Origin of the sequence: Paraclostridium sp. (assembly GCF_051656405.1) — a bacterium.
GTDB lineage: Bacteria > Bacillota > Clostridia > Peptostreptococcales > Peptostreptococcaceae > Paraclostridium.
Map to the genome: position 1 here is coordinate 121,333 of NZ_JBOGBV010000082.1, position 17,027 is coordinate 138,359.

General features: G+C 27.3%; 20 protein-coding genes. 11 read left to right on the plus strand and 9 right to left on the minus strand.

Annotation, left to right across the window (positions count from 1 at the left end; genetic code table 11):
* Positions 1–54: 54 nt before the first annotated feature.
* The gene (locus ACRDDE_RS13720; protein WP_438628157.1) at positions 55–270 is read right to left on the minus strand and encodes a hypothetical protein; all 216 of its coding nucleotides are present in this window, start codon (positions 268–270) and stop codon (positions 55–57) included.
* A gap of 231 nt (positions 271–501) precedes the next feature.
* Here ACRDDE_RS13720 and ACRDDE_RS13725 point away from each other — a divergent pair, with 231 nt between their 5' ends.
* The gene (locus ACRDDE_RS13725; protein WP_438628159.1) at positions 502–1,719 is read left to right on the plus strand and encodes a hypothetical protein; all 1,218 of its coding nucleotides are present in this window, start codon (positions 502–504) and stop codon (positions 1,717–1,719) included.
* 115 nt (positions 1,720–1,834) lie between these two features.
* Positions 1,835–2,533, plus strand: coding sequence for a M15 family metallopeptidase (locus ACRDDE_RS13730; protein ID WP_438628161.1), 699 nt, complete (start codon positions 1,835–1,837; stop codon positions 2,531–2,533).
* A gap of 27 nt (positions 2,534–2,560) precedes the next feature.
* On the opposite strand, the gene ACRDDE_RS13735 is transcribed toward ACRDDE_RS13730, so the two are convergent.
* Both ACRDDE_RS13735 and ACRDDE_RS13740 read right to left on the minus strand, forming a co-directional pair.
* Positions 2,561–2,881: a YlbF family regulator gene (locus ACRDDE_RS13735; RefSeq protein ID WP_438628163.1), complete on the minus strand. Its 321-nt coding sequence runs from the start codon at positions 2,879–2,881 to the stop codon at positions 2,561–2,563.
* 187 nt (positions 2,882–3,068) lie between these two features.
* Positions 3,069–3,683 carry a GNAT family N-acetyltransferase gene (locus ACRDDE_RS13740; RefSeq protein ID WP_038285323.1) on the minus strand — a complete coding sequence of 205 codons (615 nt, stop codon included), beginning with the start codon at positions 3,681–3,683 and terminating at the stop codon, positions 3,069–3,071.
* A gap of 164 nt (positions 3,684–3,847) precedes the next feature.
* On the opposite strand from ACRDDE_RS13740, the gene ACRDDE_RS13745 reads away from it, so the two are divergent.
* Both ACRDDE_RS13745 and ACRDDE_RS13750 read left to right on the plus strand, forming a co-directional pair.
* The gene (locus ACRDDE_RS13745) at positions 3,848–4,993 is read left to right on the plus strand and encodes an amidase domain-containing protein (RefSeq protein WP_438628188.1); all 1,146 of its coding nucleotides are present in this window, start codon (positions 3,848–3,850) and stop codon (positions 4,991–4,993) included.
* A gap of 188 nt (positions 4,994–5,181) precedes the next feature.
* Entirely contained in the window at positions 5,182–5,586 is a 405-nt protein-coding gene (locus ACRDDE_RS13750; RefSeq protein WP_438628165.1) for a CBS domain-containing protein, read from the plus strand.
* 40 nt (positions 5,587–5,626) lie between these two features.
* Here the strand turns inward: ACRDDE_RS13750 and ACRDDE_RS13755 are convergent, their stop codons facing one another.
* Both ACRDDE_RS13755 and ACRDDE_RS13760 read right to left on the minus strand, forming a co-directional pair.
* The gene (locus tag ACRDDE_RS13755) at positions 5,627–6,382 is read right to left on the minus strand and encodes a peptidylprolyl isomerase (protein ID WP_438628167.1); all 756 of its coding nucleotides are present in this window, start codon (positions 6,380–6,382) and stop codon (positions 5,627–5,629) included.
* Between the two features lie 103 nt (positions 6,383–6,485).
* On the minus strand, positions 6,486–6,932 hold the full coding sequence (locus ACRDDE_RS13760; RefSeq protein ID WP_343454675.1) for a hypothetical protein: 447 nt from the start codon (positions 6,930–6,932) through the stop codon (positions 6,486–6,488).
* Between the two features lie 201 nt (positions 6,933–7,133).
* Between ACRDDE_RS13760 and ACRDDE_RS13765 the strand changes: the two genes are divergently transcribed.
* Positions 7,134–7,391: a TIGR03905 family TSCPD domain-containing protein gene (locus ACRDDE_RS13765; RefSeq protein WP_021429622.1), complete on the plus strand. Its 258-nt coding sequence runs from the start codon at positions 7,134–7,136 to the stop codon at positions 7,389–7,391.
* Between the two features lie 50 nt (positions 7,392–7,441).
* Here the strand turns inward: ACRDDE_RS13765 and ACRDDE_RS13770 are convergent, their stop codons facing one another.
* Positions 7,442–7,894 (minus strand): hypothetical protein, encoded by a 453-nt coding sequence (locus ACRDDE_RS13770; protein ID WP_021433602.1) that lies wholly within the window; start codon positions 7,892–7,894, stop codon positions 7,442–7,444.
* A gap of 343 nt (positions 7,895–8,237) precedes the next feature.
* Between ACRDDE_RS13770 and ACRDDE_RS13775 the strand changes: the two genes are divergently transcribed.
* The 5 genes from ACRDDE_RS13775 to ACRDDE_RS13795 all read left to right on the plus strand — a co-directional run bounded on the left by ACRDDE_RS13775 (position 8,238) and on the right by ACRDDE_RS13795 (position 12,760).
* On the plus strand, positions 8,238–8,426 hold the full coding sequence (locus ACRDDE_RS13775) for a DUF1858 domain-containing protein (RefSeq protein WP_438628170.1): 189 nt from the start codon (positions 8,238–8,240) through the stop codon (positions 8,424–8,426).
* Positions 8,427–8,565: 139 nt separating this feature from the next.
* Complete coding sequence (locus ACRDDE_RS13780) at positions 8,566–9,834, plus strand: SulP family inorganic anion transporter (RefSeq protein ID WP_438628172.1); 1,269 nt, start codon at positions 8,566–8,568, stop codon at positions 9,832–9,834.
* A gap of 185 nt (positions 9,835–10,019) precedes the next feature.
* Positions 10,020–10,472, plus strand: coding sequence for a hypothetical protein (locus ACRDDE_RS13785; RefSeq protein ID WP_438628174.1), 453 nt, complete (start codon positions 10,020–10,022; stop codon positions 10,470–10,472).
* A 107-nt stretch (positions 10,473–10,579) separates the two neighbouring features.
* The gene (gene glpK, locus ACRDDE_RS13790; protein ID WP_438628176.1) at positions 10,580–12,118 is read left to right on the plus strand and encodes a glycerol kinase GlpK; all 1,539 of its coding nucleotides are present in this window, start codon (positions 10,580–10,582) and stop codon (positions 12,116–12,118) included.
* A 75-nt stretch (positions 12,119–12,193) separates the two neighbouring features.
* A complete protein-coding gene (locus ACRDDE_RS13795; protein ID WP_438628178.1) occupies positions 12,194–12,760 on the plus strand; it encodes a hypothetical protein in 567 nt (188 codons plus the stop codon).
* A 66-nt stretch (positions 12,761–12,826) separates the two neighbouring features.
* Here the strand turns inward: ACRDDE_RS13795 and ACRDDE_RS13800 are convergent, their stop codons facing one another.
* Both ACRDDE_RS13800 and ACRDDE_RS13805 read right to left on the minus strand, forming a co-directional pair.
* The gene (locus tag ACRDDE_RS13800; RefSeq protein ID WP_438628180.1) at positions 12,827–13,594 is read right to left on the minus strand and encodes a hypothetical protein; all 768 of its coding nucleotides are present in this window, start codon (positions 13,592–13,594) and stop codon (positions 12,827–12,829) included.
* Positions 13,595–13,672: 78 nt separating this feature from the next.
* Positions 13,673–14,440 carry a YaaA family protein gene (locus ACRDDE_RS13805; protein ID WP_438628182.1) on the minus strand — a complete coding sequence of 256 codons (768 nt, stop codon included), beginning with the start codon at positions 14,438–14,440 and terminating at the stop codon, positions 13,673–13,675.
* A gap of 91 nt (positions 14,441–14,531) precedes the next feature.
* Here ACRDDE_RS13805 and ACRDDE_RS13810 point away from each other — a divergent pair, with 91 nt between their 5' ends.
* On the plus strand, positions 14,532–15,293 hold the full coding sequence (locus ACRDDE_RS13810) for a DUF975 family protein (protein ID WP_438628184.1): 762 nt from the start codon (positions 14,532–14,534) through the stop codon (positions 15,291–15,293).
* 34 nt (positions 15,294–15,327) lie between these two features.
* Here ACRDDE_RS13810 and ACRDDE_RS13815 read toward each other — a convergent pair whose 3' ends face one another.
* On the minus strand, positions 15,328–16,956 hold the full coding sequence (locus tag ACRDDE_RS13815; RefSeq protein WP_438628186.1) for a carbon starvation CstA family protein: 1,629 nt from the start codon (positions 16,954–16,956) through the stop codon (positions 15,328–15,330).
* Between the last annotated feature and the right edge of the window lie 71 nt (positions 16,957–17,027).

Here is a 17,027-nt window from a genome sequence, read left to right on the forward strand (position 1 = left end):
GTTCATCAAAACACTCAAAACTAGTACCACAGCAACATTCATCATAAGGATAGCCTACTTTAGACTCATAGTTGTCTTTTTTTTTACTGCATTTTCCACATCTTCAGCCATATCGTTTGTTTTATCAACAACATCATGTGCAACACCATTAGCTTTTGATAAAAGTTCATTAGCTTTTTGCTCAGCTTTTTCTACATACTCTTGTCCTTTTTTAGTATAATCATCAATTTGATTATTAATTTTTTCATTATTAATTTTGTTATTATCCAAATTAATCACTCCAATCAACTATAATTTAGTGTTTTGATATAAATTTTAATTCATATATATCTTATGTAATAAAAGAAAATTTATAGTAAGAAAAAAATAAATTTAAAGGTAATTTTTGTATATATTTTAGACATTATTAGTAACCACACCAAGATACTTTCATATAATTAGTATTAAGCATATTAATTTGCTTAGTTAAAATAAAATACAACAAAGGGGTTTTGACTAGCTATGAGTACAATGAGAAAAAAGAAAAAATGTTATAATAGCTGTTCTGCAAATATAGGTTGCAATCCAAAAAAAGAAAAGGAAAGCTACTGTGAACCATGCAAAAAACCAGTTTATAAAAAATGTGAACCGGTAAAAAAATTAGAACCAACTTGCTGTCCTCCAGGTCCATGTGGTGACTGTGAAATAAAATTTGATGATACATGTGTTAAGCTAGCACAAGAAGCTGAAAGATTATTTAAAAAAGCTTTAGATTGTGAATGCTTGGCTGTAGAGTCATATGAAGAAGCTAAAGAATTTGATAAAAAAGCTAAAGCATTAGAAGCTAAAGCTAAAAAATTAGCTAAAGAGTCTATAGAAAATGAAACAGAAGCTGAAAAACTTAGAAAACAAGCAAATCAACTTTTATGTAAATCGGAAGACCTTTGTGCAAGAGCAAAATGTTTATACAAAGAAGCAGAGCAAGCAGGGGATGAAGCAGAACAATACTGTGAAAAAGCTAAATGCTTATATGAAAAATCTCAAAATGTAAATGAACAAGCAAAATGTCTATATTCTCAAGCTATGAAGTGTGATGAAAAGGCTATGAATTGTTACAAAGTTGCTGGAGAAAAGATAAAAGAATACGAAGGTAAATCTAAAAAATGTGAAGATATGATGAAAAAATGCCAAGAAAAAATTGCTGGATGTTATGAAATGGAAGACTGTAAGCCGAAAAAATCTTGCTACGTGGATCTAGGAGTAGAAGAACCATGTAAAGAAAAGAAATCATGTAAGCCATGCAAACCAATTCATACATGTAAAGAAGAAAAACCATGTAAACCAACTCACACATGCAAAGAAGAAAAACCAAGTTGTACATGCGAACCTAAATATGTAAGTCCAACTTATTGCAAACCTAAAAAAGAAGTAAAACAACCATGCGGATGTGAATTTAACTTCTGTAATGGACAAAATAACAATCAAAATGATGATGAATATTGTAATTTAGACGATATAATGTTAATCAAAGAAGAGGAAACTGGATTATATATAAATCCTATATATAATATGGAACCAATGCAACATATGGGTGAATTTGCAAATAAATATCCATCAATGGATGAGCCATATATGTATATGGAAAATATGGGAATGGAAGAAATGCAAGATATGTGGATGAACTATTATATGTATATGCAAAATATGATGAACAATATGATGTATAATTTAGAAGATTAATTAAATAAAAAAATCAAAGCTCATAGTTATTAGCTATGAGCTTTGATTTTTTTGGTGTAACATAATAATATAATATATGTATAGTTAACTTTAAGCACAGAAAGGAAAAGTTATAATGTTTTTAAAAAAAAATTTATACGTAGCTATAATTAGTTGCGTGATTTTAGTATGTATTGGGTGTAATAAATCTGATTTAAAGAAAGAATCTAATGATGAAAAAGTAACTAAAAAAATAGAGAAAGAAGAATTTAAACCTTTATTTGAAGTTCAAAATATTCCAGATAATATATATGAAAAGATGATTGGAAAATCTATTCCTGATAAAGATTCTGTTGATAAAAATTCTTTGGATTATTTAAAAATAACATACTATGGATTTGATAATAAGCCACACATAGGGGATATGGTAGTTAGTAAAGAAGTATCGAAAGAAGTTATAGATATATTTAAAGAACTTTACGAAAATAAGTATCCTATAGAAAAAGTAAGTCTAATTGATAATTATGGTGCAGATGATGAATTATCTATGTCAGACAATAATACATCTTCATTTTGTTATAGAGTTGTAGACGGTTCAAAGGTGTTATCAAACCATTCAAAAGGATTAGCTATAGATATAAACCCTCTTATTAATCCTATGGTCAAAAATGGAGTTGTAAGTCCTAAGAAAGGGCAAGATTACATAGAAAGAAATGAAAATATTAAAGGTATGATAAAAAAGGGTGATGCATGCTATAATGCCTTTACTAAAAGAGGTTGGACATGGGGCGGTGAATGGTCCAATTTAAAAGACTATCAACACTTTGAAAAATAAAAGAGACGTAATCGTCTCTTTTATTTTTTATTTAGTTAATTCAGATTCTATTTGTTTATATAAGTTTTCCATCATCGTATTAAAATCCCTATTTGCATTCATATAATTAGAAACTAGAGGATGATTAAAAAATTTATCATAATCTCTATTTAATTGACTTATTTTTTTTGAGGCATCCTCTATTTTATATCTAGAATATATATGGTTTTTCTTTTTTACATATTCATCAAATTGTTTTCTTAAAGTTGAATTTCTATCAAGATCTTTCTTTGCTTTATTCATAGTTTTAAACTCGCTAGTACTTCTTATGCACAATGCTAAATCTTTTGCCTTATCATTAATATTCATAAAATACCCCCTTGAAAAGTATAAACTAACTTAATAATATATTATAAAAATAAATAATAAGTGTTACTTATCTTTCAAATTAAAGTGTAGCAAAATTAACAATTATGAATAATATATACTATGAAGTACAAAGACATATAAGAACCTTACAACGTGGAAAAAGAGACCTTTATTTCAAAGGTCTCTTTTATATTACATCAGTCATAATGTTGTTATCTATGAAATTTTCATTTTCATCACAAGGGAATAAATCTTTTAAGAATATGTTTCTTAAAATTCCATACTCATTTTCTTGTTGAGTTTTAAATTCAAATCCTTTATTTAAAATATTGTTTATGCTGTGAATATTATCTACAGCAGCTACTGTTAATATATATTTTTTACGTTGAGATTTAGCTATATCTATTCTTAAATCAAGTAATTTACTTTGAAGCGAATTACCTCTGTACATAGGATGAACCATAACAAAACCTGATATATAAGTGCTTTTAAAGTCTTCTACAGAAACTCCTAAAGAAGATAAAAGTTCTAAATCCTTTATGCTAGGGACATCACAAAGAGCACAAGCAATAAGATCTAAACCTACATAACAACCAATTATAAAACCACCATTATCGACGGTTTTTTTTAATCCGGCATGATCTCTACTTTTTAACCAATTTTTATTATCCATAGAATTACTCACTTCTTCGTAGAGTTTTGAGACATCACCAAAATTTTCCTCACTTAAAAAACGAAAATTTGCATATATATTATTAGTAAGAACATTATTTACTTTAGACAGTTTCATTTTTGTTAGCAACTGAGCACCTCTTTCCTTTAATTTAATGTTAGACAATTATACCATAAATTTAATTATATTTGGCTAAAAAAATGTAAAAACTATGTAAAATATTATATTAGCTTTGAAATACTCTATATTCTTAAGATAAAGTCTATTATTTGATAGGAGGAACAAACTTGAACATAAAAAATCCAAAAGGCAAAAAACTAAGGAGAATATTAGTATTAGCAGGAATTTGTATTATTACTACAATTATTTTAAACAATAAAAATGAACTAAAGTTGAATGCATTTATAAGAGGAAATGAAATCGTAAAAGTTAATAAAGACCCAGAAAAAGAACAATTTCAACTTTTACTTGAAAATTTGTTTGATCATAGAAATGAGGCTATATTGACTAAAAATGATGATGTTTTGAAAAAATTATATGATGTAAATCATAAATTTGGATTATGGGCATATGAACAAGAAGTAACTAAAATGAAATATTTAGAAAATTGGTCATATAAACAAGGTGTTAAATTTAATGATATAAAAACTAGAGTTAAAATTAGTAAAGTAAAAGAAAAAGAGGAAAATTTATATGGAATTATATGTTCTGTATCTACTGAATACAATTACTCTTATGAGAATAATCCGGATATGAAGAATATGTTTAGGATAGGAACATATCATTATCTTAATATGAGAATTGTAGATAATGAATATATAATTACAAAAGAATGGTACACTGATCCATTTGCAGATTCTCTTCATCTAGATAACATAAAATCCGATGATATTAGAAACTATATATTGGCTCAAGAAAAAAAGGATTCCAATTTAACTACTGAACAGGTTAAAGCAATTGACTATGCACATAGGTATTGTGGAGCTGCAGCAGATGAAGAACATGGAATGAAATTTAATTCAAAATATAAAGATTTCAATCCTGATGGAGGAGATTGTGCAAACTATGCATCTCAAATTATGTTTGAAAGTGGAAGATTTAAGAAAAATGGAACCTGGAATTATGAGGGAACAGAAGGAACTAAAGCTTGGGTAAATGCTCAAGGATTTAAAAATTATTTGGTATATAGTGGAAGAGGATCATTGATAGGAAAAGGTTCGTACGAAGAAGTGTACAAGCTAGCATATAGCATGACTCCTGGAGATATAGTTGCTTATGAGAAAAATGGTAGAATAACTCATGTATCTACGGTCACTGGAGTAGATTCTAAAGGTTATCCACTTGTAACGTGTCACAATACTGATAGGTTATTAGTTCCTTGGGATTTAGGGTGGAGTGATAAATCGATAAAGTTTCATTTAATAAAAGTTAATTATTAATAATAAAAAAGCTATTTTTATTTAAATAAAAATAGCTTTTTTATATTAAGGTATTAAAAAATCGCTCAAGCAAATCGAATTTTTTTAATTAGAAATAAAATCTAATTTATTCAAATCTTATTAAATATATGATAAAATATGGATAGATGTATTTTTAAGTTTATACTACTTAATAGGAGGTGTAGTATTTGAATATACTATTTTTTATAACACCCAAAAGTGAAGTAGCATATATATATGATGACTATACAATGAGACAGGCATTAGAGAAGATGGAGTATCATAGATATTCTGCTATACCTATTATAAATCGTGAAGGTGCGTATGTAGGGACTATTACAGAGGGGGACTTACTATGGTATCTAAAAAATGATTTAAATTTAGAATTAAAAGCCATAGAAGATGTATATGTATGTGATGTAAAAAGAAGAATGGACAATAAACCTGTATCTATAAATGCAAATATAGAAGATTTGATATCTAAATCTATGAACCAAAACTTTGTGCCAGTTATAGATGATCAAAATATTTTTATTGGGATAATTAAAAGAAGAGATATAATTGAATATTGCTATGAAAAAATTAAATCATAAAAAAGATAACTAATGTTTAGCCATTAGTTATCTTTTTTTATTAGTCGTTTAATTTTACTAAATTATTATACTTAGTTTTTAAGTCGTTTATTTTTGTAGAGTAAACTTCATTTTGCTTTTGGTACATTAAGCTTTTAGCTATTTCTTCCTTAACTTCATCAAGCTCAGATTGACCACCTTCGTGTCTATCTTCTACTTTGATTAAGTGATATCCGAATTGAGTTTTAACTGGACCTTGTACGTCTCCTCTATTCATACTAAATACAGCTTCTTCGAACTCAGGAACCATTTGTCCTCTAGGGAAAGTACCTAAATCTCCATCAGCATCTTTAGATGGGCAAGAAGAATGCTCTCTAGCTGCTTCTTCGAATGATATTTCATTACTATTTATTTTGTTTAATAAATCGTTAGCTAATTCTTCAGTATCAACTAATATGTGTTTAGCAGATGCTGTTTCAGGTTTAACAAATTTAGTTTTGTTAGCTTCATAGAAGTTAGCTATTTCTTCATCAGTTAATTTAACAGATGATAAAACTTTATTTATAGAATATTGTTTTAACATATTTTCTTCTATTCTTTTCATTTCAGCTTTGAAGTTTTCGTCATTATGTAAATTTTCGTCTTTAGCTTCAAGGTAGAATAACTCTTGATTTACTAAATCTTCTAGTAATCTTTTTTTACCTTCTTCTGTATTAAATTGCATAGCTTGGTATGGGTCTAAGCTTTTTAAAGCATTCTCGATATCAATATTAGTTATTTCTTTTTCACCGATAGTGGCTAAAACTGTTCTTTCCATTATAATAACTCCTTTTTATTTGATTATTAATAGTATTTTACTACTAAGATAAATAATATCAAAAAATACTAAATATGTCTAATATTTCAAAAAAGTAATACTCTTAGTATCTAAGAAACATAAATAGCATTAAAGCAGATGCTAGTATACCAACAACGCCTTCTTCAAGTTTGTATTTATAAACTTTTAATATAGAAATATACATATATGTAAATAATAATGATAGCTTAATTAAAAACCACATAATACTAATAGGGAATATATAGTAACTTAATGTGGAGAAAATAAATGATAAAAGCGTTGAAATCTTATAAAAAACTTCTATTTTTTTTTCAAAATTATTTGAGGTTTTCATATAAATTACATAACTAATAATATATATTATACAAACTGAACTATATGCAATAAAAAAGTATATTGCTATTTTATTAAATTTATAATCTGTAAGGATTATTCCTATAAACCAAAACATAACCCAAAACATAAGAAATAAAAGTTTAAATAAATTATTAAATAAGTTTAGTTTGTTTTCTTTTAATACATCACTCATAAGCATCACATCCTAAAAGGTAATCTAATAGATTATATACACAATCTATCTAATATATTCAGAGCAAATATAGCTATTATTATAATTATAACTACTAATTGATATATATAAAATATAAATTATAAAAAAATATTTAAAATCCTCATAAATTACAATGTTTATAAATAAATATGTATAAAATATTAAAATAAGGTGATGTGTATGTATAGATATTATACTAGTGGTGTTTGTTCAAAATCAATTTTATTAGACATAGAGGGAGACATGTTAAAAGATGTTATATTTGAAGGGGGTTGTGCAGGAAATCTAATAGGAATTAAAAATTTGATTGAAGGTAAGAATATTGATGAAATTATAGAAGCATTTGAAAAAATCCCATGTAAAAATAGAGAATCATCTTGCCCAGATCAACTTGCAAATGCGCTTAAAATATATAAAAAGTATGTATTAAAAGAGTAACATAAAAAAGCTTCTACATTAATTTAGTAGAAGCTTTTCCTTTGAAAAAATTATTTAGTTACAACGATTGCAATTTTTTCATCTTTATTATAACTTATTTGAACTAATTGGTTCTTTTTAACTTTTTCTAACTCTTCGCCACCATATTTTATTTGTAACTTATCAACTCTTTTACCTTGTTTTATTATAGCTACATATTCTTTTTTACCCTTTTTCTCAAGGCTTATTAAATTTCCAACAAAAGGTTTGAAGTTTTGATATTTGTCACCTTGTTTTTTAATGTAAAAGTAAGTACCAACAGCGATAACAAGTACGATTCCGAATAATACCCAACCATTAACTTTAAAGTATATACCTGTCATCCAAACAACTAACATTATGATCATAGGAATAATACTCTTTTTAAGTAATAATTTCCCCATTATTTCATTAGCTTTTTTTTCAGGGCCAGACATTGTTTTAGATCTAGCGTATGATGATGCGAATTTGTCTTTTAAGCTCATATTAATCCTCCTAGATTATTTCAAATTTAAATTATGATAACAAGTTATGCTTGAAATTTAAAATATATTTATAGTATGTACAAGTTTCACAATTAAATTTATATTCAAGCAAGCATAAATATATAACATATTTTATCATAAAAACATTAAAAAGAAAATAAATGGAAATGTAAAATTTTAATGTAAAATAAAATTTTACCATAATAAAGATTTTCATGCTTTTAATTATTAATAAAATATTTAAAAATGTAACGTATGTTACAGAAAAAAGTTTAAAAATATTATAATATTAAGATGTAATAAAATTGGTAAAATACGAACTATTATTAAAGGAGAATTTAAAATGAAAATAGATAAAAATACCTTAATAGGAGATTTAATTAATAAAAAACCGGACTCAGTAAATATTTTGATGTCTTACGAAATGGGATGCTTAGGCTGCCCTTCAGCACAAATGGAAACTTTAGAGCAAGCTGCATATATACATGGCATAGATTTAGAAGAACTACTACAAAAACTGAACGAAATTTAAAAAACAAAAAAGATACTTCGATTGCGAAGTATCTTTTTTGTTTTTAACACAAATTTTAAAAATTATGTATGGACTTTATCAAAAAATAGGATTAATATATTAAATGTTGCAATATTTAGTTTTGGAAGGAAGTGTTTTTGTGTCACCAAAGTTATTTAAAATGATGAAAGATAATGAGCTTACTAAAGATCAAGTTGGAAAAGATATAATAGCAGGTATCATAGTTGCTATAATAGCTTTACCACTTTCGATAGCATTAGCTATATCTTCAGGAGTATCACCAGAGAAAGGTCTTATAACTGCTATATTTGCAGGATTTGTAATTTCTTTTCTAGGTGGTAGTAAGGTTCAAATAGGAGGACCTACAGGAGCATTTGTTGTAATTGTTTATGGAGTAGTTAAAACTTACGGAATAACGGGACTTATAACATCTACAATGATGGCAGGAATTATATTAGTAGTTATGGGACTACTTAAATTTGGATCTTTAATAAAATATGTACCACAAACAATCACAGTAGGATTTACGAGCGGAATAGCAGTAACATTACTTACAACTCAATTAAAAGATTTTTTTGGATTTAAAATAGCGGATGTACCAGCAGAATTTATAGGAAAAGTTGAAAGCTATATACAAAATATATCTACTTTTGATATAGCATCATTTCTAATAGGACTATCTTGTATTTTAATTTTAATTTACTGGCCTAAGGTAAATAAAAAGGTTCCAGCATCAATAATAGCGCTAATAGTTTCTACATTAGCTGTAAATTTATTAAACTTACCAACAGATACAATAGGTACTAGATTTAGTGAAATATCATCTTCAATACCTAAGCCACAAATACCACATATGGATGTAAAAACAATCATAAACTTAATAAATCCAGCACTTACAATTGCACTATTAGGAGCTATAGAATCACTACTTTCTTGTGTAGTTTCAGATAATATGATAGATGATAAACATGACTCAAATATGGAACTTGTAGCACAAGGATTAGGAAATATTGTATCTTCTTTATTTGGAGGAATTCCTGCAACTGGAGCTATAGCAAGAACTGCTGCAAATGTAAAAAATGGGGGTAGAAGTCCTATATCAGGAATGGTACATGCTATAACATTATTACTTATAATGGTTATTCTTATGCCTTTTGCAAAGCTGATACCAATGACGACTTTAGCAGCTATACTTATTATTGTTTCATATAATATGGGAGAATGGGCTCATTTTAAGGAGTTATTATCTTCAAGTAAATCAGATGTTTTAGTACTGCTTATAACTTTTACATTTACGGTAGTATTTGACTTAGTATTTGCTATTGGAGTAGGTATGGCAGTTCATTATATATTTAAGTTTATAAAATCTAGACAAGAAAAAGATGAAGAAGAATTAGAAGCTGCATAATAAAACTTTAGTAAGTAGTTATTTTCTTTGCATAATTGTCAAAAAAGGCAATATAAAATGCTACGTTAATAATTATTTATTAAAATAATTCTTTTAAAAGCATGAATTAATATATTAATTCATGCTTTTTTTGTATAAAATTGGGAACAATAAAGAGTAATAATATTGAGATTTTGGAGGATGTAATGAAAAAATTATTATTTTTATTGTGTTTAATGATGGTGTTTACTGTTGGATGTTCTAAGGAAGTTGTTGAAAATAGAGTTGAAGTTGAAAAAACAATCCCATCTGGAGTTGAAGGGGATATAGGTAAGGGAAGTATTGTAGTTACTACTAATGTTTCAAATTCAGAAGATGGTTCTATTCCTACTATATATAGAGATGAAAAAAAAGGTTTAGGACAAATTGGGCTTAGTTCAAAAGACTTTGATGATTCTAGAGCAAGTTATATATATATAGATGGAAAGTTAAATACAGTTGAGAAACTAGGAAAAGCAAGTTCTGTTACGTTAACTATATGTGAAAATGATTTTAAAGAGGGTAAACACAAAATTGAAGTTGTTCAATTTGATAATGATAAAACCAATGGAACTCCTATAATTTATAAAAAATGCGAATATGAAATATATATAAGATAAGTTGTTTAAAAAATAACTTTATTTAAAATTATTGTAGTAGGTTTGTTTTATTGCTAATATTTACTTAAAGAACAATATGCTAACAAAGTAACTTAAGGAGAAGTACTATGGAAAAGAAATATATAATAGCATTAGACCAAGGAACTACTAGTTCAAGGGCAATATTATTTGATAAATATGGTAATATAGTTTCAAGTGCACAAAAGGAATTTACTCAAATATACCCAAAGGCTTCTTGGGTTGAACATAATCCTATGGAAATTTGGGGAAGTCAAAGTGGTGTACTAAGAGAAGTGCTAGAAACATCTTTTATAAGACCTGATGAAATTGCAGCAATAGGGATAACAAATCAAAGAGAAACTACAATTGTATGGGATAAAAATACAGGTAAACCAGTATATAATGCTATTGTGTGGCAATGCAGAAGAACAGCAGACATATGTGATAAATTAAAATCTAAAGGTTTAGAAGCTACTATAAAAGAAAAAACAGGACTTTTGATAGATGCATACTTTTCGGCCACTAAAATAAATTGGATTTTAGAAAATATAGAAGGAGCAAGAGAAAAAGCTGAAAATGGAGAACTTTTATTTGGGACTGTAGATACATGGCTTATATGGAATTTAACAAGAGGAAAAGTTCATGTTACAGATTATTCAAATGCATCAAGAACAATGCTTTTCAATATAAAAGATTTGAGATGGGATGAAGAAATTCTAGATGAGCTAAACATACCAAAGAGTATGTTGCCTGAAGTTAGACCATCTAGTGAAATTTATGGATACACAGATTCAGAAATGTTAGCTGGTGCACAAATACCTATAGCAGGATGTGCAGGAGATCAACAAGCTGCATTATTTGGGCAAACATGTTTTGAGCAAGGTAGTGTTAAAAGTACTTACGGAACTGGGTGCTTTTTATTAATGAACACAGGTGATAAGATAGTTGAGTCAGAAAAAGGATTATTGACTACTATAGCGTGGGGTGTAGATGGAAAAATTAATTATGCTTTAGAAGGAAGTATATTTGTTGGAGGCGCATCGATTCAATGGTTAAGAGATGAACTTAGGTTAATATATGATTCGGGACAATCTGAATACTATGCAAATCAAGTTCAAGATACTAATGGCGTTTATGTAGTTCCTGCATTTACAGGTCTGGGGGCTCCTTATTGGGATATGTATGCTAGAGGAGCTATATTTGGATTGACAAGAGGAGCAAAAAGAGGGCATATAGTTAGAGCTACATTAGAATCTATAGCATATCAAACAAAAGATGTTTTAATGGCTATGCAAGATGATTCTAAAATGCAGTTGAAATGCCTTAGAGTCGATGGAGGAGCAAGTGCAAATAATTTCTTAATGCAATTCCAATCAGATATATTAAACGTGAATATTGATAGACCTAAAATAATAGAAACTACAGCTTTAGGGGCTGCATATCTTGCAGGACTTTCAGTAGGGTTTTATAAAAGTATAGAAGAAATAAAAGAAAAATGGGAAATAGACAAGGAATTTACGCCGATTATGGATGATAGAAAAAGAACTATTTTATATAAAGGATGGAAAAGGGCAGTGGATAGAACTCTCTTATGGGCCAAAGAAGATGAAGAATTGTCTAATGAATTAAGCAGTATAAACAACTAAAAATATATAAAATATTTCTATATTTGATTCATATAATTAAAATAGATGTTATATGTAAAATATGGAGGTATAACCATGAATAAGTTTAAAAAAGTTTTTTGTTTAATATTTATATGTATGTTGGCTTTAAGCGGATGCAACAACAAGGTTGACGTTAAAGGTGATAATAAATCTAAGATGGAAGTATCTAGTAATTTAAATAATAATAAACAAAATAATGAAAAAAAATCAGAAACTTATGACGCTAAAATAATAAGTATGGATTCTAATACAAGTGAAAAGAAAGTTATAAGTAATATTAAAATCGATGATAATTTATCTATGAATGATAAGGTCAATATAATTATCAAAGAAGTATCAAAACTGCAATTTAAAAATGCTCCTATAGAGTTAACTAAAATAGAAAATAACATAGCTTACATAAATATTAAAGAGGATAAAGAAAACAAATTGTGGAGTAGTAAATTTTTTCAAGGAAGTACAGGCGCTAGTATAACAGCATACACAATTGTTGAAAGTTTACTTCAACGAGATTACAAAGGTAAATGGATTGATGGTATATATATTACTTATGAAGGAAAAACAAATGTAGAGTTTGACCATATAGATGTTGACTTTTTTGGAAACGTAATAAAAAGATAATAAATCAATTATAAAAGGGTATCTATAAAAATTTTATTCCTAAAATTATATAGTTACCCTTTTGTTTTACTTATTTTTTAATAAACAATTTTCATTTAATAATTTAAATCCATAATCCTTTGTCAATACCTCAATTAATTCGTCATAATTATATTTAGGATAATTTATTATACAATATTTAGTATCGTCCTCTAATTTATCGAATTCATTATAAACGTCAAATGTAGTAGACATTTTAGCCATATCATCTCTAAGTTTAGCCATATCAACTAATATATGAGCAAATTCAAAATCAAGAGTTTCATTAGCTATCATATCAGCAATTGTGCTCAATAAGCTTTCTTTGTTTTTAAATTCTATTTTTATTGAATTATTTTTATATCTATCTAACTTAATTGATAATTCGTTCAAATAACTATCTAAATCATTATTCACAAAGTTTACAAATCCTTCTTGGCTAAATAATGATTGAATATCTGATATTAATAAATTGTTCATATGTTCTTCCCAAAGTAAAAGTGCAAATTTAGAATAACTAGAATCAGATACAGGATCTCCTTTATAGTTTTCAAATCTTGGATGAAGTCTATCATGATGTTTTGATATTGATACTCTAAATAAGTTACCCTCATGGCCTGAAGGAGCACAGTTTATAATAAACTTATCTAAATCACTTCCAATATAAACTTTTTCACTTAAAAGTAGTTTTTTTATTTTATCTAAATTTTCTTTTGAAAAATCTATGTTTTCATTACTTACAGCCGTTCTAAAAATAATTTCTTTATATGTTTTATTTAATATATTATTTAACTCTTGTGTGTAGTTATACTTCATAGTCAGAAACCTCCAAATTTTAAGTCAAATGATATATACCCAAAATAACACTTTATAATCTAAAAGCAATAATTGTTACTATCTAGTAAATATTATTGAATTGATATCAGATAAATTTGCATTAAAAGTATACCCATCGTAATTAAAGTTTTTAACACCTTCTATAGAATCTATTTTGTTCTTAATTATGTAGTTAGTTAGGTGACCTCTAGCTTTTTTTGAGTAAATACCTATAACTTTATAAGTATTAATACTTTCTTTGAAGTCTTTAAATTCTACATTTACAACTTGAAAACTTTTAGATAATTTTTTAATATTTATAGCTTTAGAATATTCATTTGATGATAAATTAAGTAAAGTTTTATTTTCCTGATTATCAAGTTCATTATAAGCATAATCAGTTATTTTATCTTTCCAAAATTTGTATAAGTCATTTCCTTGTTCATTTTTTAATTTAGCTTTCATTTCAAGTCTATAAGATTGTATCATATCTAAAGGTTTTAGTACACCGTACAAACCTGATAAGATTCTTAAATGATTATTTGCAAACTTAAAGTCGCTTTCATCAAATTCATTTACTTTAATGCAATTAAAAACTTGACCATCAAAAGCAAGTAAAGCTTGCAAGTATTTGCTAGATTTAGTACCTAATGTTTGATACCTATCAAAATTTAAATTAGTTAAGTCATCACTTAGATTCATTAGAGTACTTATTTCATCTTTATTTAACTTTTTTAAAATAGATATAAGATACTTAACTTCAGATTCAAAAAAAGGAATAGAAGATTCAATGTTAGTATTTATATCAAAATTCATAGTTGTTGCTGGAGAAATTATCGTTATCATTAAAAATCACCTCAAAAAATTTTTTTATAATATATATATATCAATAAATTAATAATTTAATCAATAAATAAAAAGTTTTTAATATAATATAATGTATGTAGCTTTAAATGTCATACAAATTAAAAATAAGGGGGCGTTTAAAATCGATAGAGTTCAACTAAAAGAATTATCGAAAAGTCAATTAAAGGGAAATTGGAAGATACCTGTATTATTGACACTATCTTATAGTGTAGCATCTATAATAATAAGTATGTTGCAAGGACAATCAGACTCTATATTAATAGCTTTAGTAATGTTTATAGTGTCATTTGGATTTGGAGTGTTTATAACTATAGGAATTCCTAACTTTTACTTAATGTTTATTGAAAAAATGGGGAATGGTTCTTTTTCAGATGTTTTAGTTTCTAAAAGTAAATTTATAAAGGCATTAATATATACAGTTATATTATCTGCAATTGTATTTGTAGCTACATTTATTATAGTTGGTATAGCACTAGGCGGAACAGTTGTATTTACTTTCTCAGAATCAGGATTCGGAGCAGGATTTATATTTGGTATTTTGGTGATATTGGTATTGTTAATACTTTTAACTATACTTGAACTTGCTTTAATGTTAACTCCATATATAATAATAGAGCATGAACATTTAGGTACTATAGAAGCTATGGGATTAAGTATAAAAATGATGAAAGGTAATAAATGGAAATTTTTTGTTATACAGTTAAGTTTTATAGGCTGGGCTATTTTATCTACACTTACATTTGGAATAGGTTTTTTATGGTTAATTCCATATATAAGTTTAACTCAAGCAAACTTTTATAGAGATCTAAGTTTTAACTATTTAAATAAATAAAAAATAAGCTATCTTTTTTAAGATAGCTTATTTTTTATTTATTTAAAATCTTTTTCTTTTTTTCTTTTTTTATAAACGTAAGGGCTTCCTTTATTAATATGAGAGCTAAAACAAGCAAAAGAACTGCTATTATTACAATGGTATAATTAACTCCTATATTAGCTTTTATATTAAAGCATAATGATACGATAGTAACTATGAACATAAAAATTATAGGAATTATAAATTCTTTGAAACTCTTATTTGAATTAGCAAGCCATATAGCTATGGCCATTAATGCTATTGCTGCTAAAAGTTGGTTTGCAGATCCGAATATAGGCCATATTTTTTCATATCCCATAACAGCTAAAAGACCAGAACATACAACTGTTATAGTTGTAGAAACATACATATTACTAAGCGGATTGGCTTTTGTAGCTTCTTTGTTGTCTAATCCATTAGTATCGAAAAACTCTTGGAATATAAATCTACCAAGCCTAGTAGCAGTATCTAAAGATGTAAGCGCAAATGCAGATATAGCAAGTGATGTAAATGTCTTGCCTATACCGAATGGTATACCAAATGATGCCATGAAATTAGCAATGCCTTCAGAGAATACGTTGACAGGTCCACCGTTTCCTAATAAACTTCCAAATTGCTTGTTAGAAATATAAGCTACAGTTATAAGAGCAACAATTGCAAGAAGGCCTTCTATAAGCATAGCTCCATAACCTATTTTTTTAGCATCGGATTCTTTATACAATTGTTTTGAAGACGTACCGGATCCAACAAGTGAATGAAATCCTGAAATAGCTCCACAAGCAACGGTTACAAATAATACAGGGAATAAGTATTGACCTCCAACATTAAAGCCTATAAATCCATCCATTTGTATTTCTGGTCTTAATATAACAATACCTAAAAGAGCTCCAATTATCATTGCATATAATAGATAAGAGTTAAGATAATCTCTAGGTTGAAGTAATATCCAAACTGGAGTTACAGAAGCTATGAAAATATAAATCATAAGTAATACTACCCAAGTTTGTTTACTCAAAGCTATAGGGAATAAAAAACCTAAGTAAATACATCCAAATAACATCAAAACACCTACTATAGAAGCTGGAATTAAAGGCATTTTAAATCTATAAACTGCTATACCAAATAAAATTGCTAAAACTATAAAAAATATTGAAGCGCTAGCAGCTTGTGGGGTAGAAACAAAGTTATCAGCTACTATATTTGAAAAGGCTGCAACAACTAAAACTAGAGTTAACCAAGCAAATAATGCAAAAAGCTTTTTGCCTTTTTTACCCATATTGGATTCTATTATTTCGCCTATAGATTTACCTTCATGCCTAATAGATGCAAATAAAGAACCAAAGTCTTGAACACCACCAAAGAAAATACTACCTATTAAGACCCAAAGGGCAACAGGTATCCAACCAAATATAGCTGCTTGGATAGGACCTACTATAGGACCAGCACCAGCAATTGAAGCAAAGTGATGTCCGAGTAATACTGGTGATTTAGCAGGAACATAGTCAACACCATCATATTTAGTATGAGCTGGTGTTTTTCTTGTATCATCTACGCCCCATTTTTTAGCTAAATATCCACCATAACATACATATCCTATAAAAAGAATAAGTGCACTTATTAAAAGTAGTGTTAATGAATTCATAATAAAACCTCCTTATAAAAATGAATAACATCTTTAGAATCGCAGTTATAAATAAATTCATTTGTGGATTT